The organism is Pseudomonas muyukensis (assembly GCF_019139535.1).
GTDB classification, from domain to species: domain Bacteria; phylum Pseudomonadota; class Gammaproteobacteria; order Pseudomonadales; family Pseudomonadaceae; genus Aquipseudomonas; species Aquipseudomonas muyukensis.
The window spans coordinates 4,193,787-4,216,343 of the sequence record NZ_CP077073.1 but is presented as its reverse complement, the minus strand read 5'-3'; the positions used below and the strand labels follow the sequence as shown (position 1 = coordinate 4,216,343).

Genomic DNA, 22,557 nt, shown 5'->3' with positions numbered 1-22,557 from the left:
GTCGGCTTCGGGTCAGGGCGCTCGGTTGCCCAGCAAACTGTCCTCCACCTGCCCCGACAAGTAATACACCCCGGCCATGGCGCCGCTCTGGCGGTTCTCCATCAGCTCCCGCCATTCCTGGTTCAGCGCCACATTGAGGATCACCCGCAACTGCTCGACCATCTGTGGCTGCTCACGGTCATGGGTGATCAGCCCGTAACCGGTTGCCGCCACCGAGATCAACGCCCCCGCCGCCTTGCCCACCGCGGCGGCGATGGCGCTGGCCGCACCGCGCGGGGCCAGCGTGGCACCGAGCTTCTCGCTGGCCTGGGTGGCCACCGACGACAGCCCCGCCTCGGTCTGCCCGGGCGCCTTGGCGGCCTGCTGGTGCAGGTGCTGGCGCAGCGACTGCCAGGCCGGTTGCTGCGCCAGCGACTGGGCCCGCAGCAGTTGATAGAGCGAGGCGTTGCGCGCCGGCGGCGGGCCCAGGGCGATGATCGGGATGCGGTTGAGGCGCTGGCTGAACTGCTCGGGCGGTGCGTTGTAGCGCTGGATGATCGCCGGCAATTGCTGGCCGAGCAGTTGCAGGTACAGCTCGCTGGCGCGGTCGCGAATGCCTTCGGGGTTGATCTGCTCGGCCACCGGCTCGATCACCCGCTGGCGGTATTGTTCCTGCAGGTACAGGCCCAGGCGTTTTTCCGGCGGCGCCTGGCCGTTGCCGCTGTTCATCTTGTACCAGGCCACCTTGAGGGTGAGCCATTGCTGGGTCCAGTAGCCGGTGAACCAGGGGATGAAATCGTTCTCGGTACGTTGCTGAACTTGCTCTTTCCACACCCGCATCGAGCGCCGGGCATAGTCGTTGGCCGAGCCTGCGGCGGCAACCGAGGCCTCGACGATGTCCTGGTCGATGCGCTGCCACACGGCTGGCGGCAGGTTCTGCGGCGGCGGCGGGGCGGGCGGGCGTTTGCCGGCGCAGCCGGCCAGGGCCAGCAACAGGCACAGTAGGACAATCACCAGGCTGGGTTTCACGCCGACGGCCTCCCAGAAAAGGGGCTATCGGCAGTATAGGTTCGTCCTGCTGGACGGGGCGCCAGACAAGCCCGCTCCTACCGGTACTGGGCAATACCGGTAGGAGCGGGCTCGCCCTGCGATGGGCCGCAGAGCGGCCCCCTTTGCAGGTTGGCAAGGCATGTTCAGTGCTCCAGTTTCAGTTGCAGCAATGGGTAGGGGTCGCCTTGGCCATCGACTTCGCTGCGCCCGGCCTGGACGAACCCGTGCTTCAGGTAGAAGCCCACCGCCTGCGGGTTCTGCTCGTTGACATCGACCTCCCGCACGCCCAGCTCCTCGATCACCTGGGCCAGCAGCGCCTTGCCGATGCCCTGGCCCCGGCACGCCGGGTCGACGAAGAGCATTTCCAGCTTGCCGTCATGCACCCCGGCAAAGCCCTGGATCTGCCCCTGGGCATCGCGCCAGGCCCGCAGCTGGACAAAGCCCAGGTACTGCTCGCGCACCAGCGGCTTCAAGCGCTCGATATAGCCCTCGGGGAGAAAGTCATGGGTTGCCCGCACCGAGGCTTCCCAGAGATCGGCAAGCCGATCGAAGTGTTCCGCGCCAACCGGCGCGATGCTGTGGTTCATAAGCCCTCCAAGGCTCTGTGGTGGAAACGCCGGACAGGGTACGGCATTAGGCTATGCTCGGCACTTCTCTTGCGACCTTTGGAGCACCGATGACCCTTGCCAAGGCCGATGCCCTGCTGTTGGTGGATGTGCAGTGCGCGTTCATGGAGGGTGCCGATGCGGTGCCTGCACACCTGGCCTTGCAGGCGAGCATCGCCCGCCTGCTGGCCCGCGCCCGCCAGGCCGGGGTGCCGGTGGTCTTCCTGCAGAACGACGGGGCGCCTGGTAGCCCGGACGCCCCGCACAGCGCGGGCTGGCAACTGTACTTCGCGCCTGTTCGGGGAGAGCACCTGCTGTTCAAGACCGAGGACGACGGCTTTGGCGAAACCGAACTGCAAGCGCTGCTGAACGCGCTTGGCGTTCGCCGGCTGGCCCTGTGCGGGGTGCTTTCGGACATGTGCCTGGCCGCTACCGCGCGTGCCGCGCTGCAACGGGGGTTCGATGTGCTGCTGCCCCACGATGCCCATGCCACCTATGACGTGCCGCCGGGGCCGGGCGGCTCGCCAGGGGTGCCAGCCGCCCTGGCGGCGCGGGCGGCGGAGTGGTCGCTGGGTGACGAGGTGCAGATCCTGGCCGGGGTCGACGCCCTGGGCTTCAGCGCGGCCAGCCCGACTGGCGGATGATGCTGCACGCGTTGCCGGGGTGCAGCGTCGGGGGCCTTGCAGTGCGCGCCGGCTGGGTGGTGCAGGCCGAGCACGTGGTCGCGCAAGCGCTACGCGCAGCCGTTCTGATCGAGGTCGAGCTTGGCTTCCAGGCGGTCCAGATGCTCGTGCATCAGGGCCAGGGCGCAGGCCTCGTCGGCGCGCTCCACCGCATCGATGATCGCCGCGTGCTCCTGCCAGGCGCAGTGCTCGCAGCAAGGTGACTCATAGCGGGCGATGATCAGCGAGGTCATTGGCACCAGGCCGTCGAGAAAGCGCGCCAGCGGGGCGTTGGCGGCCATTTGCGCAAGTTTCATGTGGAACTCGCCGCCCAGGCGAATGGCCGTGCAGCGCTCGCCGCGCTCATGGTGCTGGCGCTCGCGTTCGACCAGTTGGCGCAGTTGGCGGATCTGCGCCGGGCGCGCGCGCTGGGTAGCCAGGCCGATCAGCGTGGTCTCGGCCAGGCGTCGGGCACTGAGCACCTGGCGCGCCTGCTCAGGGTCGGGCGCGGCCAGGTGCGCGGTGTGGCTGGGGCGTTGCACCACCACCTGCTGATCGGACAGGCGCCCGAGCACCCGGCGGATCACCGTGCGGCTGACGCCGAAGGCGTTGCCCAGCGCCTGCTCGGGCAGCGGGCTGCCCGGCGGCAGGCGCTGTTCGAGGATGGCGTCGAACAGCCGGGGGTAGATCTGCTCGGCCGACAGGCGGGTCTCGCCGACGCCGAGCAGGGCAGGCAGGTGGGGGGCGCAGGCGCTCATGGTCGCTCTCCTTCTTTTATTCAGGTGCCGGGGTGGTCGTCCGGGATGTTCAGGGCAATGCCCATGCGCTGGCCCTCGGCGAGGATGTGCCGGCGCATCTGCAGGCTGGCCAGGGCGCTGTTGCGCTCGCGGATGGCCCGCACCACCGCCTCGTTCTCGTTCAGCCGCGCGGCCAGGTGCTCGGGCGAATTGCGCAGCATCTCGGCACTTTGCTTGAGGGCGTTGCCGGTCTGTTGCACCACGCTCTGGAAGATCGGGTTGGTGGTCAGGGCGAACAGCGCCTCGTGGAAAGCGATGTAGGCGTTGACCCCGGCCTCGTGGTCCTGGGCCTCGAGGGCTTCGCGCAGGTCCATCAGGGTCAGGCGCAGTTGGCCGATGTCCTGGCTGCCGGCCGATTGCGCGACCAGGCCGGCGATGAAGGGTTCGAGGGTGTAGCGCAGTTCGAGCACGTCGGCCAGGCTGGCCGCGGCAACGGCCTCTGGCTCCTGGGCCTGGGCGGCGTCGGCCTCGAGCACCAGCACGCCCTTGCCCGGCAGCGAGCGCACCAGGCCCAGGGTTTCCAGCACGATTACCGCCTCGCGCAGGCTGGGGCGGCTGATGCCCAGTTGCTCGGCCAGCTCGCGCTGGCCGGGCAGCATGTCGCCGCTGCGCCACTGGCCACGGGCCAGGGCCTGGCGGAGTTTCTCCACCACTGAATTGACTACGGTCGACGAGCTGATCACGGTTCGCTCCTTGGTTGACGTGGCATCTTTGCGCAAGGCCGGCCGGCGCGGGGCGCCGGCGGCCAGGGGCTTAGAATTCCTGTTGATGGGGTTGGCCCTGCTTGCGGCTGGCGGGGGCGAAGCCCGGCTTGTTGGCCAGCACATTGTTGGCCCGCTCCAGGTCGATGTCCTTCTCCCAGCGGGCGATGGCCACGGTGGCGACGCAGTTGCCGATCAGGTTGGTCAGCGCGCGGCCGATGCCCATGAACCAGTCCACCGCCAGTACCAGCACCAGGCCCACCACCGGGATCGCTGGCACGGCGGTCAAGGTGGCGGCCAGGATCACCAGGGCCGAGCCTGGGATGCCATGAGCCCCCTTGGAAGTCACCAGCGACACCAACAGGATGGTCAACAGGTCGGTCATCGCCAGTGGCGTGCCGGTGGCGTTGGCGATGAACACGATGGCCAGGGTCAGGTAGATGGAAAAACCATCGAGGTTGAACGAGTAGCCGGTGGGGATCACCAGGCCGACGGTGGAGCTGCCGATGCCCAGGTGTTCGAGCTTGCGCATCACCTGCGGCAGCACGGCGTCGGAGGAGGCGGTGCCGAGGACGATGGACAGCTCTTCGCGCAGGTACTTGATGAACGGCAGCAGCTTGAGGCCCGACAGGCGCATGACGGTGCCCAGCACGATCAGCACGAAGCCGGCGCAGGTCAGGTAGAACAGCGCCACCAGCCCGCCCAGGTGCTGCAGCGAGCTCAGGCCGTACTTGCTGGTGGTGAAGGCGATGGCGCCGAACACGCCGATCGGCGCCAGGCGCACGATCATGCCCATGATGCGGAAGATCACATGGCTCAGCTCGTTGATCAGCCGCGAGATGCCCGAGGCCGATTCGCCCACCAGGTTCAGGGCGCTGCCGAACAGTACCGAGAACAGCAGGACCTGGAGGATATTGTTGTCGGCAAAGGCGCCCACCACCGAGGTGGGGATCAGGTCCATGAGAAAGGTGGTGGTGCTGTGGATATGCGCGCCGCGTTCGGCCAGGGCGCCGGCATCGCTGCTGGAGAGCTGGTCGAGGTGGATGTTGGCGCCGCTGCCGATGCCGCTGGTGAAGGCGAACACCAGGCCGATCACCAGGGCCAGGGTGGTCAGCACTTCGAAGTAGATCACCGATTTAAGGCCGATGCGCCCGACTTTCTTCAGGTCGCCGGCGCCGGAGATGCCGCTGACCACCACGCAGAACACGATCAGGCCGATGAGCATCTTGATCAGCTTGATGAAGCCATCACCGAGGGGTTTGAGTTGCAGGGACAGGTCGGGGAAGCTCAGGCCGCAGACAACGCCGAGGGCGAGGCCGAGCACCACCTGGAGGAAGATCGAACGCGAACACCATTTGAGCATGGGAGGAGTCTCTGGTCGGTGTCCTTGCCCCCCAAGCCACACGGAGCGAAAGAGTGCAGGACTTAATTATTGTGGTCTTACCGGTTTGTTCACTGCGAGGGCCATGAAACGCCGAAAATTCCGACATTGCAAGGGATTTTGGCCTGACCGGTCTGACCAGTTGGGGCACATCGACTCAGGGTTTGCTCTAGCGTGGTGCGTGGCGGGATTTCAGACTTTGGCCAGGACCTGATCGACGGCGGCGATCAGCTTGCCCAGGTCCTTGGGCGGGGCGTTATGGATGACACCGAACAGATAGGCACGCTGCTCTTGCTCGTCGTCGGGCTCGACGAAGAAGGCTTTGGGCTTGACCCCCAGCGCCTCGGCAAAGCCCAGCAGGGCCTCGACGCTGGGGGTATAGGTGCCGGTTTCGAAGCGGCTTATGGTCTTGGGGTCGAAGCCGGTGCGCTCGCCCAGTTGTGCCTGAGTGAAGCCCGCCAGTTTGCGGTAGCGGCGCAGGGCAGGGCCTAGACCTGTTCTCGTCATCGCTTAATTCCCATTTAGAATCAAGCACTTAACGATATATGGCGCTATAGCGCAACGCCATGATCCATCACCTTTATTTGCAAAATGTGATGGAGTTCGTAGAATTGGCCGCTTTGATTGATCAGTCATTCAAGTGATTGTCCAGGGCGATCCGGCCAAGTGCCGGCCCATGAGCCTGCGTTGTCGGACATTGGAACTGATCCACGATGAACGGTTCCGGCATCCCTGGCTTTCTGTCAGGCAGGTCGTCGGGCCGTGTATGAATGGAGTCTCAGCGTGCGTCAGAACCTGCCGGTCAACCCGGTCGAGCAAAGCTTCCCCGAGCACCAGCGGCTCATTTCGGCGACCGACACGGCCAGCCTGATCACCTACTGCAATGCCGAATTCGCCGCCATCAGCGGCTATAGCCAGGACGAGCTGATCGGCAGCCCGCACAACCTGGTGCGCCATCCAGACATGCCCGAGGCGGTGTTCGAACGGATGTGGCAGTACCTCAAGGCGGGCCGCAGCTGGATGGGCATCGTCAAGAACCGCTGCAAGAACGGCAATTTCTACTGGGTCAATGCCTACGTCACGCCGATCCTCGAAGACGGCCGGGTGGTCGGCTACGAGTCGGTACGGGTGTGCCCGACCCGCGCACAGGTGGCCCGGGCCGAGGCCCTGTATGCCCGCTTGCGCCAAGGCAAGGCGGCGCTGTCGCCTGGCCGGCGCCTGGCCCTGCTCGGCCGTGGCCTCGCGGTGCCCCTGGCGGGCGGCGCGCTGGCCGTCGGCGCCAACCAGCTATGGCCGGGCCTGCCCGCCCAGGGGCTGACGGTGGCGCTGTTCGCCGGTGTCGGGCTGTGGGCGCAGAGCCGCATGGGCCGGCACCTGCGGGGTATCGTCGAAGGCGCCGACAATACCTTCGGCGACCCGGTGGCGGCACTGACCTACAGCGACCTGGCCGGTGCCGCCGGGCAACTGCAACTGATCCTGATCAGCGAGGAGGCGCGGCTGAAGACCGCGCTCACCCGCCTGAGCGACCTGGCCGCGCAGATGGCCGGGGCGGCCGAGGATGCCGGGCGGCTGTCCCGGGGTACCGAGACGGCCTTGCTGGAACAGCGCGCCGAAACCGATTTGACCGCCACCGCGATGACCGAGATGGCCGCCTCGATCGGTGAAGTCGCCGGGCATGTGCAGTTGACCGCCGAGCAGGCCCAGACCGCGCACCTGCTGGCCCAGCAGGGCAGCCAGGTGGCCGATGCCACGGGTGCGGCGATCCATGGCCTGGCCGCTACGGTCGGGCAGATCAACCAGGCGGTCAACGACCTGGCCGGTCAGACCGGTGCCATCGCCGAGGCCGCCGGGATGATCCGCGCCATCGCCGAGCAGACCAACCTGCTGGCGCTCAATGCGGCCATCGAGGCCGCCCGGGCCGGCGAGCAGGGCCGCGGCTTCGCGGTGGTGGCCGACGAGGTGCGCGCCTTGGCCGACAAGACTCGCCAGTCCACCTTGCACATCCAGAGCATCATCGACAGCCTGCGCGGCGGCGCCGAACAGGCGGTGAACATCGCCAGCCAGGGTATCGCGGGTGCCGAGCAGGGCGTGACCCAGGTGGCCCTGGCCCAGGAGGCCTTGCAGGGGATTCGCCATGCCGTGTCGCGGATCAGCGACATGAGCCAGCAGATGGCTGCCGCCGCCCAGCAGCAGTCGGCCGTGGCCGAGGATGTCTCGCGGCAGATCAACGGCGTGGCCGGCACTGTCCAGCAGAGCGCCCGCAGCGCCAACGCCGCCGCCTCGCGCGGTACCGAGCTGGAGCAGGTGTGCGCCGGCTTGCGCGCGTTGGTGGAGCGCTTCAACCGCTAGGTTGCCAAGGATATGGACGACAACTATCGCGCGGCCGTGGATGCGGCCGCGATCTTTTCCGAGACCGACCTGCGCGGTTGCATCACCTATGTCAACCAGCAGTTCTGCAGCATCTCCGGCTACAGCCGCGAAGAGCTGCTGGGGGCGAACCACCGCATCCTCAATTCCGGCCTGCACGAGCCGACGTTCTTCCTCGACATGTGGCGCGCCCTGGCGGCAGGCCGGGTGTGGAAGGGCGAGATCTGCAACCGCGCCAAGGACGGCTCGCTGTACTGGGTGGACAGCACCATGGTGCCGCTGATCGATCCGCACACCAACAAGGTGCGCAAGTACGTGTCGATCCGCTTTGACGTCACCGAGAAGCGCCAGTTGCTGCACACCCTGCAATGGCGCGTGGGCCACGATGTGCTGACCGGCCTGCCCAACCGTGCCTATCTTTCCGACCTGCTCAACCAGGCCCTGGCCTTTTCCCGGCGCGAGAGCATCCCGCTGGCGGTGTGCATGCTCGACCTGGACGGTTTCAAGGCGGTCAACGACGGCTATGGCCATGCCACCGGCGACCTGCTGCTGGTGGAGGTGGCCCAGCGCCTGCAGAGCATCCTGCGCGGTGGCGACGCGGTGGCGCGGTTGTCGGGCGACGAGTTCGTGCTGATCCTGCGCCATATCGAAGGCCCGCAACAGCTCGATGCCGCGTTGCAACGGGTTTTGCGCGCGCTGGCCGCACCCTATGTGGTGCGTGAGCAGGCCTTGAGCCTGAGCGCGAGTATCGGCGTGACCCTGTTTCCCCAGGACGATGACGACGCCGACGCGCTGGTGCGCAATGCCGACCAGGCCATGTACGTGGCCAAGCAGCAAGGGCGCAACCGCTACCATGTGTTCGATGTGTCCCAGGCGCTGGAGCTCAAGGCCACCCACCAGACCGTGGCGCGGGTGCGGCGGGCCTTGCGCCAGGGCGAGCTGTGCCTGCACTACCAGCCCAAGGTGAACATGCGCAGTGGTCAGGTCATGGGCTTCGAGGCCTTGCTGCGCTGGATGCACCCGTCCAAGGGGCCGGTGCCGCCGGGGGACTTCCTGCCGCTGGTGGAGCAGACCGACCTGATCGTCGAGCTGGGCGAGTGGGTCATCGACCAGGCGTTGCAGCAACTGCAGCAGTGGCAGTTGTCGGGGCGTGACTGGTCGTTGAGCGTCAACATCGCTGCCCGCCAACTGCAGCGCGGCGATTTCGTCGAGCGGCTGGCGCGGTTGCTGGGGCGTTATCCCGGTGTCGAGCCGGCGCGGCTGGACCTGGAAATCGTCGAGTCGGTGGCCATCGACAACCTGCCCCGGGTGGGGCGTTGCCTGGATGCCTGCCGGGCATTGGGCGTGCGTTTTTCCCTGGACGACTTCGGCACCGGCTACTCCTCACTGAGCTACCTCAAGCGCCTGCCGGCGCAGACCATCAAGATCGACAAGTCGTTCGTGCGCGACATTCTGCGCGACCAGGATGACCTGGCCCTGGCGGGGGCGGTGATCGGCCTGGCCCGGGCATTCGGCCGCGAGGTGGTGGCCGAGGGGGTGGAAACGGTCGAGCACGGGCGGGTGCTGATGGGGCTGGGCTGCGAGCTGGCGCAAGGCTACGGGATCGCTCGGCCGATGCCGGTGGCAGCGGTGGCGCAGTGGGTGGCCGCGTACCGCCAGCCGCTGGAGTGGAAGGGGGCCGCGCCGGCCAGGCCGGCGCGCGCGAACTGCTGATGGGCGAAGGCGGGCTTGAACAGCGATCATTCATCGCCGGGCAAGCCCGCGACCACGTCGTGGCACGCGTTTGAGCGGGGTTGGCGGGTTAGCGCGGATTGGCCTGGACCATGGCCGTGCTCAGTTGGCGCAACAAGGCGAGCCTGGCGGCGTCGCGGCTGCTCAGAAGCAGGGCGGCGATACGCTGATACAGCGCCCCTTCATCGGCATAGCGGTTCGACACCAGGTCGATGCGTTGCAGCACGCCGTCGATGCGCCAGCTCAGGCTGGGCACTGCTCGCTCCAGCGCCTGGATGAACGGGGCGGGTACCGGCGAGCCGAGATAGGCGCCGAACGCCGTGCTGGCCTCGCTCAAGCTGTCGAAGTACTCCGAAGCGCCCGCCCAGGTGTGTTCGAACTGTTCGAACTCCTGGGGCTGCAAACGCTGCAGCCAGGTGCGCCAGAACCCTTGGTCGATCGCCCAGTCGACCAGGCGCGGCCCATCGCTGGCGGCCCGCACGGCGTTGGCCAGGTGTTGCAGGGTCGACTCGCTCAGTCGCGCCAGATAGTCGAAGGCGATGGCCTCGGGTTGGGCTGGCAGGCCCAGGGATTCACGCAAGTGCATCCGTGCATGCAGGGCCATTTCCACTTCGTCGAGTGGGTACTGCGCCTCGCTGAGGCTGGCATCGCTGATATCGTCGCCCGCAGCCAGCGCCGGCACGCTGGCCTGCCCCTCGCGCAGGGCCTGGCGCCTGGCGACCCGGGCGTTGTACAGGTCGCCCACGCGGGCATCGAGCAGACGCAGGCGGAACACGCTCCGGGCGCAGCCGACGGCCACCTGTTCATCGCTGGCGCCTGGGCTGGCATGGCTTGCGGCGCGCCAGACCAGGACGTCGGTCTCGACCTGCTGGAACAGCAGGCTGGCCTGGTCAACGCATGCCTGGCTGGCATCGTTGAGCAAGTCGTTGATCTGCTCCTGCAATTGCGCCTGGCCCCAGGTATCGCTGGAGGCCTGGGCGTCGACGAGGGTCTGCAGCAGCTGTTGCATGCGTTGGCGCAGGGCCGTCGGGTTGCGTTGGTAGTCGATGGTGTCGGGCAGGCGCTGGAACAATGCGTACAAGGGCGACCATTGTGGCTCTGGCGCGGTGTCGGCGATGTGGTCGAGCAACGCCTCGGGCCAATCCTCGGACCATGCTGGCGGGGTGTCGGCATACGCCGGGGTCTCAAGGCCGGCGGCATTCAGGCGCTCCAGGGCCGCCTCGGTAAATGGGTTGTCCTGGAAGGAGAAGAACAGGTTGTCTTCCCCTGCGCGGATGGCGCGGGCAAAGGCGCTGTCGGTCAAGTCGGGCGCGTCGGTGAGGGCGTTGCGGCTCAGGTCCAGCTCGCGCAGGGTCAGGGGCTGTTGATCGAGCAAGGGCTGCAAACCGATGGGCCAGGCATCGATGCCGGTGCTTTCCAGGTCCAGCTCCTCGAGCTGGCTCCAGCCAGTGACGTCCGGGGGCAACTCGAGTGGGTTCTCGCTCAACGACAGCCGGCTTAGCCGGTTCAGGCCGGCCAGGGCATTGCGCGCAGCTTCGTCCAGCACGATCTGGTTCTGCCCCAGCAACAGTACGCGCAGCGAAGGCCAGCGCTGCAGCGCTAGAAAATGGGCGGCGCCCAGCTCCAGCTCGTTGACATCCGCCTGCAAGGTGCTGAGCGTGGGCAGCCTGGCGAGGTACTCGAGGGTGCTTGCCGAGAGGGTGTCGATGGCGCCCGTGAGGTTCAGATGGGTCAGGCGTGTCAGCTGGCCGAGGATTGCCCGTGATGCCTCGCTGTCCAGGCCCAGGCGGTTTTCCGACAGGTCGAGGGTGTCGAGCTGGGCCAGTTCGCTCAAGGATGACGGCAGTGTCGTCAGCGCATTTTCCGTCAGGTCGACGTAGCGGACCTGGGGAAAGGCCCGCAGGAAGTGGTTCAGGTTGGCAGCGCCGGCGTTGCTCAGCCCGTTCACGGTCAGTTGTCGGACGTGGGGTAATTGCACGGGCAAGGTGGGCAGTTCATCGACATGCAGGCCATGGATCAGCAGCGTGACGTAGTCGAACTGATTGATCGTGCCCGGTTGCGCTTCCCTGCGCCAGGCCGCGCGGATACGTTCGGCCATGACGCCGCGGTAGACCCGGCGTTGATCCAGTGCGCCGACTGCGATGCCATCGGCATCGCTGGCCCAGCGCCGCAGGCTGGCGTCGAGCCGCTGGTAGTCGTTGCGCAGTTGTTCCAGCAGGCGTGCGAAAGCGCCGGGAACAGGGCCCGCCTGCTCGCGCAGGCTGCTGCGCAACAGCGCCCGGTTGTCATGGGGCGAGGCGGGGTAGAGCTGGTCGAACAGGTCGTCCTCGCTCAACCAACCCTGCCGGCCATGGCCGCTGAGCCTGTGGCCCAGGCGCCTGGTGCCGGGCAGCCGGCTCGGCAGGCGATACAGCGGGCGTAGCGGCGCCATGCCAAGGTCCTGCGCCGTTTGCCGGCGGTCCTTCATGGCAAGGTCGAACAGCGCATCGCGCAGTCGCTCGGGCTCATGGATCTGCAGCCCAAGGGCGTTGCGCTCGCTGTCGGGCAAGGCCTGCAGGATGGCCTGGAACAGGTCGCTGGCGCTGGCCAGCGGTTGATTCTGCTCATCACGTGGCTCGTAGCGGTCGGCGGAACGCCAGACGGACTTGACCGTCTGGCCTGATTCGCCGGCGACGTGCTGCAACTGGCCGTTCTCGCATAATTCGAGGCGCACCTCACCCGACCAGCCCGGCAGGCGTTGCAAGGTTTGCATCACCAACCGATCTCGGTCCAGCGCGCTGCCTGTCTCCAGGTAAAAGCGCGCCAGTGCTTTGTTGATGCGGGCCTCACGCAGATAGCGGCGTGCCTTTTCGGCCAGTACGATCGGCACCCGGGCGGTACTGTTCAACTGCTCGAGGGCTTCGGGGCTGGCCTGGGCGAGGATCTCGTTGCAGGCCCGTTCGCTCAAGCCAGGGAAGTCGCGGCTCAGCACCTGGCTGCCCGGTAGTGCGCTGGCTTTGCTGTACTTGGCTGCGCTAGAGAAGCTTTCGAAACTGTCGACCAGCAAGGCCGGCAAGGGTTGCTGGTCGGTCAACGCACGACGTATGACGGCACTGTCATAGCCACTGCAGCGCAGGGCCAGGGTCTGTCGAGCGTGGGGGGTGTGCGATGGCCCTGAGTGTTCGAGCAGGCGTTGCTCGCTCCAGCCCAATGGTCGGTCGTGGTCCAGCAACCAGCGCTGCTCGCCAGTGCCGCGCAGGGTCGGGCGATGGCGCATGCCAGTTGCCTTGTACAGGCGCCATTGACCCGAAGTGTCCCGTTCGAGCGGATAGCACTGGCCCTTGCGTTGCAGCCAGCTTTGTCCGTTCCAGCGAACTAGGCCGTCGCTGCCGGGCTGGGTGCCGGCGGGCCAGGGCTGTGGGCGAGCGAAGGGGGAGAGGTCGTCTTGCCACAGGCGCTGGCGACCGCCGTGCTCAACCAGCAGCCAGTCATGCAAAATGCCCTGGCGCTGGGCAATTGCACCGGCCGCGCCCAGTGCCGCGACCTGGGCCAGGTTCTCCAGCACATCGAACAGGTGCTCGATGGCGCCTTCGCTATCCCCTTCGTTGGCCGCATGCACGCCGTCGAGAAACTCACCGACCAGTTGTGCGCCACCGACCACCATCATCACTTCGCCAAGTGCCGGCACGAAGAAGGCCGCGATATTCAGCACGGTCATTCCCAGGCCCAGCCAACCTTCGATACGGGCGCGCAACGCGGCAGCATCGCGCTGCGCTACCGGTACCGCCAAGCTGGCGGCATCGGCCAGCTTGCGTTCGACCTGAATGCGCGCCCTCGCCTGGAAGGCATTGCCCGCCCAGGGGGTGAAACGCATTGGCAGGCGGGCGTTCTTGTCCAGGGTCTCTTGCCAGAGGTCGGCAGGGGCGGGGAACAACCGCTTCAGCCAGCTGAAGCGCTGGCCCTTTTCCACGACCGGCACGGTGCGCTGCACGCTGGCATAGGGATAGCGCGGGTACAGCGCGCCGCGCAGTCGGGCGACGAACTGGGCCTGTTGCGCGTGCTTGACGAAGCGGCTGAAGAACGCCCGTTCCTGGTGTTGCCACAGCGCTTCGGTCAGCGCCTGGCCCAGTGCCTGCATGGACGGATATTGGCGCAGCGGCTGGGCATGGCCGGGCAGGTACAGCAAACAGGGTTCGTTGGCCAGCAGGGGGTCGAGTCGCACCAGCAGCGGGCCGTCCAGGGGGATATCGAACAGGCTCAGGTAGCCGCACTGCAGGCGCCGTGCCTGGCCTGCGACCGTCAATTCGACGCTGTTGGCCAGGGCTGCCTCGCCCAACTGTTCACCCAGGGCATCGAGGCGGCCCTGCAGGCGCGCCTGGGTCAGCTCGGCGGCGAATGCGCCATGGTCCTGCTGGCGCAGCAGCGTGCGGAAGGTGTCGTTGTCGATATGCTCGCTGAGGTGGTTGAAATAACGTTGGCCGAGGTCGAGGTTGCGCACGCCCTTGACCAAGCGTTCAGCGTCGACCCCCAGCGGGCTGTTCGGGGCGCCGGCACGATACAGCTTGACCTTCGCGCCTTCGTCGAAGTTCTGCAGGGCCGCTTCCAGCCACGGCATTTCACGACGTTCGTCGAGGTGCCAGAGCAGCGCATTGTCCAGCGTCGGCAAGGCGCTGCCGGGGAACCAGTGGGCGAGCGCGGTTTGCAGCAGGGGGCGACAGAAGGTGTCGATGGCCTGCACCGGCTTGAGCGCCTGGGCCACCTGGCGACTGGCGCGATAGCTGGCGAGGGTGCGTTGCTTGAGGCGGGCACGTTGTTCTGGGCTGGCTTGCTTGTGCCAGTCGGGATGCTGCCGGGGGATGAAGCTCAAGTGTGTGGACAGGGGCATGGCTGCTCTCCAGTGGGGAAAGCAGCGAGGCTAGCGAGGTTGGCCGGCCGCGACGGGGTAGCGGGATACCGCCGTGCGGCGTGCGGGCTACAGCTGTGGCGCGGTGCTTTTGACCGCGGCCAGCTCCGGGTGCGCCACCAGCTTGTCGATGTGCAGCTCGTCGTTGTTCATCCAGGTCTCGGTCAGCACCCGGTAGTGCTCCATGTCGCGGCAGCGCATGCGCAGGCTGTAGTCGAAATGCCCGCTGATCAGCTGGCATTCGTAGACCGGCGGGCAGGCCCGCACGGTCGCCTCGAAGGCTCGCTGCGCCGAGCGCCCGCTCTGGTTGGACAAGGCCACCAGCACCAGCAGCGACAGCCCCGGGGAGACCTGCTGCAGGTCGATGATCGCCCCGTAACCGCGGATCACCCCGCGCCGCTCCAGCTTGCGCACCCGCTCCAGGCAGGGCCTGGGCGTCAGGTGCACGAGGGTGGAGAGTTTTTCGTAGGTGATCCTTCCTTGGTGGCGCAGCACGTCGATGATGGCTTCATCGATGCGATCCAGCGGTGCTGCGACGGGTGTGGTGGCCTTGATATCCATAGGCGGCGTGATTTCACTTCAGACGATTGGAGAGGAACTGGCGCAGGCGCTCACTCTGTGGCCGGTCGAGGATTTCGGCGCTGCCGTGCTCCTCGACCAGGCCCTGGTGCAGGAACAGCACCTGGCTCGACACCTGGCGGGCGAAACCCATTTCGTGGGTGACCATGAGCATGGTACGTCCTTCCTCGGCAAGCGTCTGTATCACCTTGAGCACTTCGCCGACCAGCTCCGGGTCCAGCGCCGAGGTGGGTTCGTCGAACAGGATGATCTCCGGTTCCATGGCCAAGGCCCGGGCAATCGCCACGCGCTGTTGCTGGCCGCCGGAGAGAAACGCCGGGTACTGCTCGGCGGCCCGGGCCGGCAGGCCGACCTTGTCCAGGTACTTGCGCGCCCGTGCCTGGGCTTCGCCGGCGCTGATGCCCAGCACCTTGCGCGGTGCCAGGCAGATGTTCTCCAGCACCGTCAGGTGGCTCCACAGGTTGAAATGCTGGAACACCATGGCCAGGCGCGTGCGCAGGTTATGCAGTTGCGCCGCGGGCGGGGTGCGGGTACCGGGGTGGATCGCCAGGGTCTGGCCGTCGAGGGTGATGCTGCCGGCGTTGGGCTGCTCGAGGAAGTTGATGCAGCGCAGGAACGTGCTCTTGCCCGAGCCGCTGGCGCCGATCAGGCTGATCACGTCGCCCTTGCGCGCGTTCAGCGAAACGCCCTTGAGCACCTGGTGCTCGCCGTAGTGCTTGTGCAGGTCCTCGACGCTGAGCTTGATCGCGCCGGCATGGCTGTGGGCGCTCGGGGCCTGGGCGAAGGAGGGGAGTGGCAGTGCGGTAGCGGTCATGGGTTCAGCCTCGGGCAGGGTCAAGGAAGCGCATCCAGCGCCGTTCGGCCATGCGCAGCAGGCCGACCAGGACGAAGGACAACAGCATGTACAGCAGGGCGGCCACGCCGAAGGCCTGGAAGGTGAGGAAGGTCGCGGCGTTGGCGTCGCGGGCCACCTTGAGGATGTCGGCGACGGTGGCGGTGAAGGCCAGCGAGGTGGCGTGCAGCATCAGGATCAGCTCGTTGCTGTAGGCCGGCAGAGAGCGGCGCAAGGCGGCTGGCAACACCAGGAACAGGTTGAGCTTCCAGCCGCGCAGGCCATAGGCCTGGGCCGCTTCCAGCTCGCCGGCGGGCAGGTTGCGGATGGCCCCGGCGAAGATCTCCACGGTGTAGGCGCAGGTATTGAGCACAAAGGCCAGCAGCGTGCAGTTGAGCGCATTGCGCAAAAACTGGTCGAGCAGGGCATGCTCGCGCACCACCTGCAGGCTGTAGAGCCCGGTGTAGCAGATCAGCAACTGTATATAGAGGGGCGTGCCGCGGAACACCAAGGTGTACAGCTGCACCGGCAGGCGCAGCCAGGCATGGCGCGAGGTGCGCGCCAGGGCCAGCGGCAGCGACAGGGCGAAGCCCAGCAGCATGCTGGCCAGGAACAGCCACAAGGTCATGGCCAGGCCCGACAGCCCGTTGCCGTCGGTGTACAGGTAGGCCAGGCCGTATTGCTGGAGGAGTTCGATCATCGCGCCAGCTCCTTGATGCCGATGTTGTAACGCCGTTCCAGGCGCCGCAGCAGATGGTTGGAGAGGGTGGTGATCAGCAGGTACACCAGCCCGGCCAGGCACAGGAAGAACAACACCTGGTTGGTGGTCTTGCCGGCGTTCTGCGCGGCCTTGACCAGGTCGGCCAGGCCGATGATCGACACCAGCGCGGTGGACTTGAGCAGCACCAGCCAGTTGTTGCCCAGCCCCGGCAGGGCGAAGCGCATCAGCTGCGGGAACAGCACCAGCCGAAACCGCTGTGCGCGGCTCAGGCCATAGGCGGTGGCGGCCTCCAGCTGGCCGGCCGGCACGCTGAGGATGGCGCCGCGGAAATTTTCGGTGAAGTACGCGCCGTAGATGAAGCCCAGGGTGAGTACCCCGGCGCTGAACGGGTCGATCTCGAGGTAGTCCCAGCCCAGCGCCTCGGTGAGGTCGTTGAGCCAGATCTGCATGCTGTAGAAGATCAGCAGGATCAGTACCAGGTCGGGGACGCTGCGAATCAAGGTGGTGTAGAGGCTGGCCGGGATGCGCAACAGCTTGTTGCGCGACAGCTTGGCGCAGGCGCCGACAAGGCCCAGCAGCAGGCTGACGGCCAGCGACAGCAGGGCCAGCTTGACGGTCATCCAGGCGCCTTGGGCCAGCAACGGGCCGAAGCCCTGCAGGCCGTGGGAGAAGAAGTCGTGCATGACAGGAATCTCGCGGGGAGGCCATCGCGGGGCAAGCCCGCTCCCACGCATCGCTCGGCCCGTGGGAGCGGGCTGGCCCCGCGATCGGCGCTGTAGGTCACTCGTTGTAGATGTCCAGCTCGCCGACGTACTTCTGCTGGATCGCGGCGTAGGTGCCATCGGCGTGGATCAGGGCGATGCCCTTGTCGAGCAGGGCCTTGAGCTCGGGGTCGGTCTTGCGCAGGCCCATGGCGATGTCCAGCGGCAAGGTCGGGTCCTTGATCGCCGGGCCGCTCTTGAAGTCGGCGCCTTCGGGCTTGGAGAGGAAGTTGAGCTGGGCTTCGAGCTTGTCGGTGACGGTGGCGTCGAGGCGGCCGTTCATAAGGTCGGCGTAGTTCTGGTCCTGGGCCTGGTAGGCCTTGACCTGGGCGCCCAGCGGCGCCAGCACGGCGCGGGCGTAGGCCTCTTGCAGCGAGCCCTGGAGCACGCCGACCTGCTTGCCCTTGAGCGATTCGACGGTGTCGCCGAAGGCGGCGGACTTGCGCACGATCACCGCGGTCGGGCTGAGGAACAGGCGGTTGCTGAAGTCGATCTGTTTCAGGCGTGCCGGGGTGACCGCCATCGACGACATGATGGCGTCGAACTTGCGGGCGCGCAGGGCCGGGATCATGCCGTCGAACTCGTTGTGCACCCAGGTGCACTTGACCTGCAATTTTTCGCAGATGGCATTGCCCAGCTCGATGTCGAAGCCTTGCAGGCTGCCGTCGGCGGCAACCGATTCGAAGGGTGGGTATTCGGGGTAGACGCCGAAGCGGATCTCGGTCCACTCCTTGGCCTGGGAAAAGGTGGTGGCGCACAAGGAGAACAGCAGCACGCCGAGGCGTTTTCGCATGGAGAGCATGGTCGTGGATCCCTGGGTGTTGTTATTGGTAGTAGGGCGATTACCGCGTGTAGGTCTGTCGGTGACTCATGGGTCGGGCTCAGAATGCGCGAGATAGACGGGTTTTTTGTGTCGTTTGCTAGCGCGCGGGAGGCCGGATTCGGCTGTTAGGAATCTCCTGGCAGCCGAATCGGCTGTATCGACAAAGATTTATGGATGTGCGACAGGCGGCCTTTGGGCATATACGTACCGCTGTAGGAGCGGCCTTGTGTCGCGAAAGGGCTGCGAAGCGGCCCCAGGGTTTCAGCTACGCAGCCGACATTGCCGGGGCCGCTCTGCGCCCCTTTCGCGACACAAGGCCGCTCCTACAGCGATTGTGTAAAGCCGGTCAGGCAGCGCTGGCCTTGCGCGCCGCCACTTTCGGCTGCAGCAGGGCAAACAGGTCCTTCGGATTCTCCAGCTCTGGCACCAGCGCAATGTCATGCCCGATGTCCAGTGCCTTGGCCACATCCAGCACATAGCGCAGCGCCGAGTAGTCCTCCAGGGCAAAGCCGACCGAGTCGAACAGCGTGACTTGCGCGGCGCTTTCGCGGCCTGCTGCGCTGCCGTCGACTACCTGCCAGAACTCGGTGGTCGGCGAATCTGCTGGCATCTGCTGGATCTCGCCCTCGATGCGGCTCTGCGGCTCGTACTCGACGATCACCCGGGCGCGCTCGACGATGTCGCGGTGCAGCTCGGTCTTGCCCGGGCAGTCGCCTCCGACGGCGTTCAGGTGCATGCCCGGCTCGATCATGTCCGCAGTGAGGATGGTGGCGTAGGCCTTGTCGGCGGTGACCGTGGTGACGATGTCGGCACCGCGCACCGCCTCGGCCACGCTACCGGCGATGACCAACCGCAGTTGAGGGAAGCCGGCCAGGTTGGCCGCCAGCTTCTCCGAGGCCCGGCGGTCGATGTCGAACAAGCGGATTTCCTCGATGCCCAGCAAGGTATGGAAGGCGATGGCCTGGAACTCGCTTTGCGAGCCGTTGCCGATCAGCGCCATGCGCTTGCTGTCCGGGCGCGCCAGGTAGCGGGCGGCCAGGGCCGAGGTGGCGGCGGTGCGGATCGCGGTGGTCAGGGTCATTTCGCTGAGCAGCACCGGCGCGCCGGTGTCGACATCGCCCAGGGCGCCGAATGCCATCACCGTGAGCAGGCCGTTATGGGTGTTCTTCGGGTGGCCGTTGACGTACTTGAAGGCATAAAGGTTGGCGTCGGACACCGGCATCAGCTCGATCACCCCGTCCGGCGAATGGTTGGCCAGGCGCGCGCATTTTTCGAAGTCGTGCCAGCGCAGGTAGTCCTGGCGAATGTAGTCGGCCATTTCGGCCAGGCAGGTGGGCAGGCCTTTGCGGTTGACCAGGCAGGCGAGGTCTTGCACGTCGATATAGCGGGTCATGGTGAGGCTCCTTTTCAAGTCAGTGGCGCGAGGGCAGGTGCACTTCGGCGAGCATGCAGCGCGCGCTGCCACCGCCGATGCGTTCGATATGGTCGATATTCACCACCAGCGGGTGGCTGTGGCGTTCCACTTGGCGGCGCTGGCCGGCATCGAGTGCGGCCCAGGCGCTGCGCGACATCACCAGCAGCGAGCGGCCGTCGCGGTCGTGGACTTCGAGCATGTTGCCGGCGAAGTTCTCCAGCTGGTCGAAGTCCAGGGCCAGCAGCTGCTTGCCGGTGTCGCGCAGGGACCGTTCCAATGCCCGGCGCTCATCGGCGTGGGGCAGGGCGTCGAGGCAGGCCACGGCGAGCTGGCGGCCGACGTTCATCATCACGTTGCTGTGGTAGATCGGCGCTTGCTGGCGGTCCACGGCGTGGAACAGGCACAGGCGGTAGTCGAGGTGTTCGGCGAACTGGCGCAGGGCGCGTTCGTGGGTGCGCCCGGAGTGGCAGGCGTAGCTGATCCGGTGTTCGCGGTCCAGGACCATGCTGCCGGTGCCTTCGAGGAACAGATTCTGCTGTTCCAATGGGCTCAGGTCGATGGTGCGCTGGATGGCGAAGCGCTCGGCCAATACGCCGAGCACGCCCTTGTCGCGCTCCAGGCGGCGGTTCTCGCCCTCCATCGGATAGAGCACCAGGCTACCGTCGGCGTGGCTGCTCCACCAGTTGTTGGGGAAGATCGAATCCGGGGTATGGGGCTCGGGGGTGTCTTGCACCACCAGCACCTCGACGCCGTGCTGGCGCAAGCTGGCGACGTAGCCGTCGAACTCTTCCAGGGCCTTTTCGCTGGCGGCCCGAGGGTCCAGCGGCGCTTGCTGGAAGCGGTTGTTGATGGCGGTGTCCGGGTTGAAGGCGAACCGCGCCGGGCGAATCATGAGGACGGTATTTGTTGTTTGCATTGGGCACGCATCCACGGGTGGGCTGTGTGACCATTGTCGGGGGGTTGGCGGTGAAATCCCGGCTGAAGCGGGTGGGGCGGGCAGCGGGTCCAGCTGAAAAGGCTTGCTTGGCAGCGGAATCGGCTGGTGTCGCAGAAAAGCTCGCCACACGCGTGGGAGCGCAAACGAAAACGGCGCCTCGAAAGGCGCCGTCGTCATGCCTCGAACAACCTATTTGTGCAGCTCCTCGGCTGCATACAGGGTGTTCTCCAGCAGGCAGGCGCGGGTCATCGGGCCGACCCCGCCCGGTACCGGGGTGATCCAGCCAGCGCGAGGCAGGGCGGTGTCGTAGACCACGTCGCCGACCAGCTTGCCGTCGTCCTGGCGGTTGATGCCGACGTCGATGACGATGGCGCCTTCCTTGATCCATTCACCCTTGACCAAGCCCGGCTTGCCGGCAGCCACCACCACCAGGTCGGCGCGGCCGACGTGGCCGGGCAGGTCCTTGGTGAAGCGGTGGCAGACGGTGACGGTGCAACCGGCCAGCAGCAATTCCATGGCCATGGGGCGGCCCACGATGTTGGAGGCGCCAACGATCACCGCGTTCATGCCGTACAGGTCCTGCCCGGTGCTTTCCAGCAGGGTCATGATGCCCTTCGGGGTGCACGGGCGCAGCAGCGGGATGCGTTGGGCCAGGCGGCCGATGTTGTAGGGATGGAAGCCGTCGACGTCCTTGTCCGGGCGAATGCGCTCGAGCAGCAGCGAGGCGTCCAGGTGCGCCGGCAGCGGCAGTTGCAGCAGGATGCCGTCGACGGCCGGGTCGTCGTTGAGCCGGTCGATCAGCTCGGTCAGGGCTTGCTGCGTGGTCTCGCTGGGCAGGTCGAACGCCTGGGAAATGAAGCCGACCTCTTCGCAGTCCTTGCGCTTGTGCGAGACATAGACTTGGGAGGCCGGGTCGGTGCCGACCAGGATCACCGCCAGGCCCGGGGTGCGCAGGCCTTGCTGGCGACGCTCGGCGACACGTTGGGCGATCTGCTGGCGCAGGTTGGCGGCGATCGCCTTGCCATCGATAAGGTGTGCAGTCATAGACGCGTGATTAACCATCGAGAAGGGAACATATAAGAAGCGCGTATTCTCGCACGACCTGGCCCGAGGGCAAAGGCGGGTGGTCGGGCAAATTCCCTAACCCCTTCAATAATTTAAATTTTTTAGAGAAAGGTGTTGACGACCTAAAGGGTCGCCTATAAGATTCGCCGCACTTGTCGGGCACTGCCTGGCACGGGTTGGCAAGGTCAGGCAGAATAGGCGGTTCGTTTGTTCGGTCGGACTGATAGCTTAAGCGCCCGTAGCTCAGCTGGATAGAGCATCCGCCTTCTAAGCGGATGGTCGCAGGTTCGAGTCCTGCCGGGTGCGCCATCAGGCCTGGGCAAGTAAGCAACAGCAGTACCGCACTATGGTGGGCGTAGCTCAGTTGGTAGAGCGCTGGATTGTGATTCCAGTTGTCGTGGGTTCGATTCCCATCGTCCACCCCAGATTCTGCAGGGGCGCCTTGATTGTATAATCCGGCGCCTTTGTTTTTGAGTTATGCGGACGTGGTGAAATTGGTAGACACACTGGATTTAGGTTCCAGCGGCGCAAGCTGTAAGAGTTCGAGTCTCTTCGTCCGCACCATGTTTCTGTAAGGCTGTACCGCAACATCGCATTATGGTGGGCGTAGCTCAGTTGGTAGAGCGCTGGATTGTGATTCCAGTTGTCGTGGGTTCGATTCCCATCGTCCACCCCATATTTTCGAAGGCGCCCGCATCGTGAGATCGGGCGCCTTTGTCGTTTCCGGGGTGTGGCGCTACTGGTGGCCTTGCCCAGAAAGCTGATAAATTTCAGCCGGTTGAATGCCCGCGCAGGAGTGGCGCAAATGATTGCAAAAGAGGCGCGCCAGGCCCTGGCGCTGCAACGGTTCGCCGAGCAGAACCGGCAACTGCTCGAGGAGATTCGCGAGCTCGATGAGCGCGAGCAGGCCCAGCAGATCGAATGGGCGTTCGAGGACGCCGCCGCTGAGTTGGGTGTGCAGCCTTGGGAGTATGCGCTGCAGTTGATTGCCGAATCGCCGGAGCAGCTGCAGGCCATGCGCCTGGAGACCCATCGCGAAGTGGCCGAGGCGCTGGGGTTGGGCTGGGAGGAGTATTGCCAGTTCAATGATATAGAGCTGGAGTGAGGTAGGGGGGGGAGTACGGCGATAGTCTTTTATCCCGCTCCCCCTTGAAATCCCACGCAAAATTCCCATATCCCAGTCAATCGCTGTTTGTTTGACAAGGTTTTACAACCGCGCGGCGCTCAAGGCGCCGCGCGGGCCTGGCTGAAATAGGCTCGACGCCCCGGC

At 66.1% G+C, this 22,557-nt stretch carries 19 protein-coding genes, 4 tRNA genes and 1 pseudogene; 9 read left to right on the top strand and 15 right to left on the bottom strand.

Going from position 1 to position 22,557, the window contains the following annotated elements:
• Window positions 1-12 precede the first annotated feature (12 nt).
• Window positions 13-1,008 (bottom strand): hypothetical protein, encoded by a 996-nt coding sequence (locus tag KSS95_RS18545; protein WP_225935528.1) that lies wholly within the window; start codon window positions 1,006-1,008, stop codon window positions 13-15.
• 164 nt (window positions 1,009-1,172) lie between these two features.
• Entirely contained in the window at window positions 1,173-1,616 is a 444-nt protein-coding gene (locus KSS95_RS18540) for a GNAT family N-acetyltransferase (protein WP_217848551.1), read from the bottom strand.
• An 89-nt stretch (window positions 1,617-1,705) separates the two neighbouring features.
• On the opposite strand from KSS95_RS18540, the gene KSS95_RS18535 reads away from it, so the two are divergent.
• Window positions 1,706-2,278, top strand: a complete 573-nt coding sequence (locus KSS95_RS18535; RefSeq protein WP_217848549.1) for an isochorismatase family protein — start codon at window positions 1,706-1,708, stop codon at window positions 2,276-2,278.
• A gap of 89 nt (window positions 2,279-2,367) precedes the next feature.
• Here the strand turns inward: KSS95_RS18535 and KSS95_RS18530 are convergent, their stop codons facing one another.
• The 4 genes from KSS95_RS18530 to KSS95_RS18515 form a co-directional block, all read right to left on the bottom strand.
• Window positions 2,368-3,054, bottom strand: coding sequence for a GntR family transcriptional regulator (locus KSS95_RS18530; protein WP_217848547.1), 687 nt, complete (start codon window positions 3,052-3,054; stop codon window positions 2,368-2,370).
• A 20-nt stretch (window positions 3,055-3,074) separates the two neighbouring features.
• Window positions 3,075-3,776, bottom strand: coding sequence for a FadR/GntR family transcriptional regulator (locus tag KSS95_RS18525; protein WP_217848545.1), 702 nt, complete (start codon window positions 3,774-3,776; stop codon window positions 3,075-3,077).
• A gap of 70 nt (window positions 3,777-3,846) precedes the next feature.
• Window positions 3,847-5,157 (bottom strand): C4-dicarboxylate transporter DctA, encoded by a 1,311-nt coding sequence (locus tag KSS95_RS18520; RefSeq protein ID WP_217848543.1) that lies wholly within the window; start codon window positions 5,155-5,157, stop codon window positions 3,847-3,849.
• A gap of 210 nt (window positions 5,158-5,367) precedes the next feature.
• Window positions 5,368-5,682, bottom strand: a complete 315-nt coding sequence (locus KSS95_RS18515) for a helix-turn-helix domain-containing protein (RefSeq protein WP_217848541.1) — start codon at window positions 5,680-5,682, stop codon at window positions 5,368-5,370.
• Between the two features lie 255 nt (window positions 5,683-5,937).
• Here KSS95_RS18515 and KSS95_RS24885 point away from each other — a divergent pair.
• The 3 genes and pseudogenes from KSS95_RS24885 to KSS95_RS18505 form a co-directional block, all read left to right on the top strand.
• A pseudogene (locus KSS95_RS24885) lies at window positions 5,938-6,240 on the top strand (PAS domain-containing protein); the annotation flags it as partial.
• A 297-nt stretch (window positions 6,241-6,537) separates the two neighbouring features.
• Window positions 6,538-7,524, top strand: a complete 987-nt coding sequence (locus KSS95_RS24880) for a methyl-accepting chemotaxis protein (RefSeq protein WP_437179624.1) — start codon at window positions 6,538-6,540, stop codon at window positions 7,522-7,524.
• A 12-nt stretch (window positions 7,525-7,536) separates the two neighbouring features.
• Window positions 7,537-9,255, top strand: coding sequence for a putative bifunctional diguanylate cyclase/phosphodiesterase (locus KSS95_RS18505; protein WP_217848539.1), 1,719 nt, complete (start codon window positions 7,537-7,539; stop codon window positions 9,253-9,255).
• A gap of 88 nt (window positions 9,256-9,343) precedes the next feature.
• Here the strand turns inward: KSS95_RS18505 and KSS95_RS18500 are convergent, their stop codons facing one another.
• The 9 genes from KSS95_RS18500 to folD all read right to left on the bottom strand — a co-directional run bounded on the left by KSS95_RS18500 (window position 9,344) and on the right by folD (window position 21,266).
• Window positions 9,344-14,137, bottom strand: a complete 4,794-nt coding sequence (locus KSS95_RS18500; RefSeq protein ID WP_217848538.1) for a dermonecrotic toxin domain-containing protein — start codon at window positions 14,135-14,137, stop codon at window positions 9,344-9,346.
• An 87-nt stretch (window positions 14,138-14,224) separates the two neighbouring features.
• A complete protein-coding gene (locus KSS95_RS18495; RefSeq protein WP_217848537.1) occupies window positions 14,225-14,716 on the bottom strand; it encodes an Lrp/AsnC family transcriptional regulator in 492 nt (163 codons plus the stop codon).
• Window positions 14,717-14,729: 13 nt separating this feature from the next.
• Entirely contained in the window at window positions 14,730-15,548 is an 819-nt protein-coding gene (locus tag KSS95_RS18490) for an ABC transporter ATP-binding protein (RefSeq protein ID WP_225935527.1), read from the bottom strand.
• A gap of 4 nt (window positions 15,549-15,552) precedes the next feature.
• Entirely contained in the window at window positions 15,553-16,266 is a 714-nt protein-coding gene (locus tag KSS95_RS18485; protein WP_217848536.1) for an ABC transporter permease, read from the bottom strand.
• A complete protein-coding gene (locus KSS95_RS18480) occupies window positions 16,263-16,970 on the bottom strand; it encodes an ABC transporter permease (protein ID WP_217848535.1) in 708 nt (235 codons plus the stop codon). Before KSS95_RS18480 ends, KSS95_RS18485 begins: the two co-directional genes overlap by 4 nt.
• Before the next feature lie 97 nt (window positions 16,971-17,067).
• Window positions 17,068-17,850, bottom strand: coding sequence for an ABC transporter substrate-binding protein (locus tag KSS95_RS18475; RefSeq protein ID WP_217848534.1), 783 nt, complete (start codon window positions 17,848-17,850; stop codon window positions 17,068-17,070).
• A gap of 367 nt (window positions 17,851-18,217) precedes the next feature.
• On the bottom strand, window positions 18,218-19,264 hold the full coding sequence (gene ocd, locus KSS95_RS18470; RefSeq protein WP_217848533.1) for an ornithine cyclodeaminase: 1,047 nt from the start codon (window positions 19,262-19,264) through the stop codon (window positions 18,218-18,220).
• A 19-nt stretch (window positions 19,265-19,283) separates the two neighbouring features.
• On the bottom strand, window positions 19,284-20,201 hold the full coding sequence (gene ctlX / locus KSS95_RS18465; RefSeq protein WP_217848532.1) for a citrulline utilization hydrolase CtlX: 918 nt from the start codon (window positions 20,199-20,201) through the stop codon (window positions 19,284-19,286).
• 210 nt (window positions 20,202-20,411) lie between these two features.
• Window positions 20,412-21,266, bottom strand: coding sequence for a bifunctional methylenetetrahydrofolate dehydrogenase/methenyltetrahydrofolate cyclohydrolase FolD (gene folD / locus KSS95_RS18460; RefSeq protein ID WP_217848531.1), 855 nt, complete (start codon window positions 21,264-21,266; stop codon window positions 20,412-20,414).
• A gap of 253 nt (window positions 21,267-21,519) precedes the next feature.
• Between folD and KSS95_RS18455 the strand changes: the two genes are divergently transcribed.
• From KSS95_RS18455 to KSS95_RS18435, 5 genes are all read left to right on the top strand, one after another.
• Window positions 21,520-21,596: transfer RNA gene (locus KSS95_RS18455), tRNA-Arg, on the top strand.
• 40 nt (window positions 21,597-21,636) lie between these two features.
• A tRNA-His gene (locus tag KSS95_RS18450) sits at window positions 21,637-21,712 on the top strand.
• A 54-nt stretch (window positions 21,713-21,766) separates the two neighbouring features.
• Window positions 21,767-21,851: transfer RNA gene (locus KSS95_RS18445), tRNA-Leu, on the top strand.
• Between the two features lie 36 nt (window positions 21,852-21,887).
• A tRNA-His gene (locus KSS95_RS18440) sits at window positions 21,888-21,963 on the top strand.
• Window positions 21,964-22,092: 129 nt separating this feature from the next.
• Window positions 22,093-22,392 carry a DUF6388 family protein gene (locus KSS95_RS18435; protein WP_217848530.1) on the top strand — a complete coding sequence of 100 codons (300 nt, stop codon included), beginning with the start codon at window positions 22,093-22,095 and terminating at the stop codon, window positions 22,390-22,392.
• Window positions 22,393-22,557 lie beyond the last annotated feature (165 nt).

What these genes read in the sequence shown, in the direction of transcription:
- KSS95_RS18540 (WP_217848551.1), bottom strand. Translation starts at nt 1,616, where the DNA reads ATGAACCACAGCATCGCGCCGGTTGGCGCGGAACACTTCGATCGGCTT.
- KSS95_RS18535 (WP_217848549.1), top strand. Translation starts at nt 1,706, where the DNA reads ATGACCCTTGCCAAGGCCGATGCCCTGCTGTTGGTGGATGTGCAGTGC.
- KSS95_RS18530 (WP_217848547.1), bottom strand. Translation starts at nt 3,054, where the DNA reads ATGAGCGCCTGCGCCCCCCACCTGCCTGCCCTGCTCGGCGTCGGCGAG.
- KSS95_RS18520 (WP_217848543.1), bottom strand. Translation starts at nt 5,157, where the DNA reads ATGCTCAAATGGTGTTCGCGTTCGATCTTCCTCCAGGTGGTGCTCGGC.
- KSS95_RS18515 (WP_217848541.1), bottom strand. Translation starts at nt 5,682, where the DNA reads ATGACGAGAACAGGTCTAGGCCCTGCCCTGCGCCGCTACCGCAAACTG.
- KSS95_RS24880 (WP_437179624.1), top strand. Translation starts at nt 6,538, where the DNA reads ATGGGCCGGCACCTGCGGGGTATCGTCGAAGGCGCCGACAATACCTTC.
- KSS95_RS18505 (WP_217848539.1), top strand. Translation starts at nt 7,537, where the DNA reads ATGGACGACAACTATCGCGCGGCCGTGGATGCGGCCGCGATCTTTTCC.
- KSS95_RS18500 (WP_217848538.1), bottom strand. Translation starts at nt 14,137, where the DNA reads ATGCCCCTGTCCACACACTTGAGCTTCATCCCCCGGCAGCATCCCGAC.
- KSS95_RS18495 (WP_217848537.1), bottom strand. Translation starts at nt 14,716, where the DNA reads ATGGATATCAAGGCCACCACACCCGTCGCAGCACCGCTGGATCGCATC.
- KSS95_RS18490 (WP_225935527.1), bottom strand. Translation starts at nt 15,548, where the DNA reads ATGACCGCTACCGCACTGCCACTCCCCTCCTTCGCCCAGGCCCCGAGC.
- KSS95_RS18485 (WP_217848536.1), bottom strand. Translation starts at nt 16,266, where the DNA reads ATGATCGAACTCCTCCAGCAATACGGCCTGGCCTACCTGTACACCGAC.
- KSS95_RS18480 (WP_217848535.1), bottom strand. Translation starts at nt 16,970, where the DNA reads ATGCACGACTTCTTCTCCCACGGCCTGCAGGGCTTCGGCCCGTTGCTG.
- KSS95_RS18475 (WP_217848534.1), bottom strand. Translation starts at nt 17,850, where the DNA reads ATGCTCTCCATGCGAAAACGCCTCGGCGTGCTGCTGTTCTCCTTGTGC.
- ocd (WP_217848533.1), bottom strand. Translation starts at nt 19,264, where the DNA reads ATGACCCGCTATATCGACGTGCAAGACCTCGCCTGCCTGGTCAACCGC.
- ctlX (WP_217848532.1), bottom strand. Translation starts at nt 20,201, where the DNA reads ATGCAAACAACAAATACCGTCCTCATGATTCGCCCGGCGCGGTTCGCC.
- folD (WP_217848531.1), bottom strand. Translation starts at nt 21,266, where the DNA reads ATGACTGCACACCTTATCGATGGCAAGGCGATCGCCGCCAACCTGCGC.
- KSS95_RS18435 (WP_217848530.1), top strand. Translation starts at nt 22,093, where the DNA reads ATGATTGCAAAAGAGGCGCGCCAGGCCCTGGCGCTGCAACGGTTCGCC.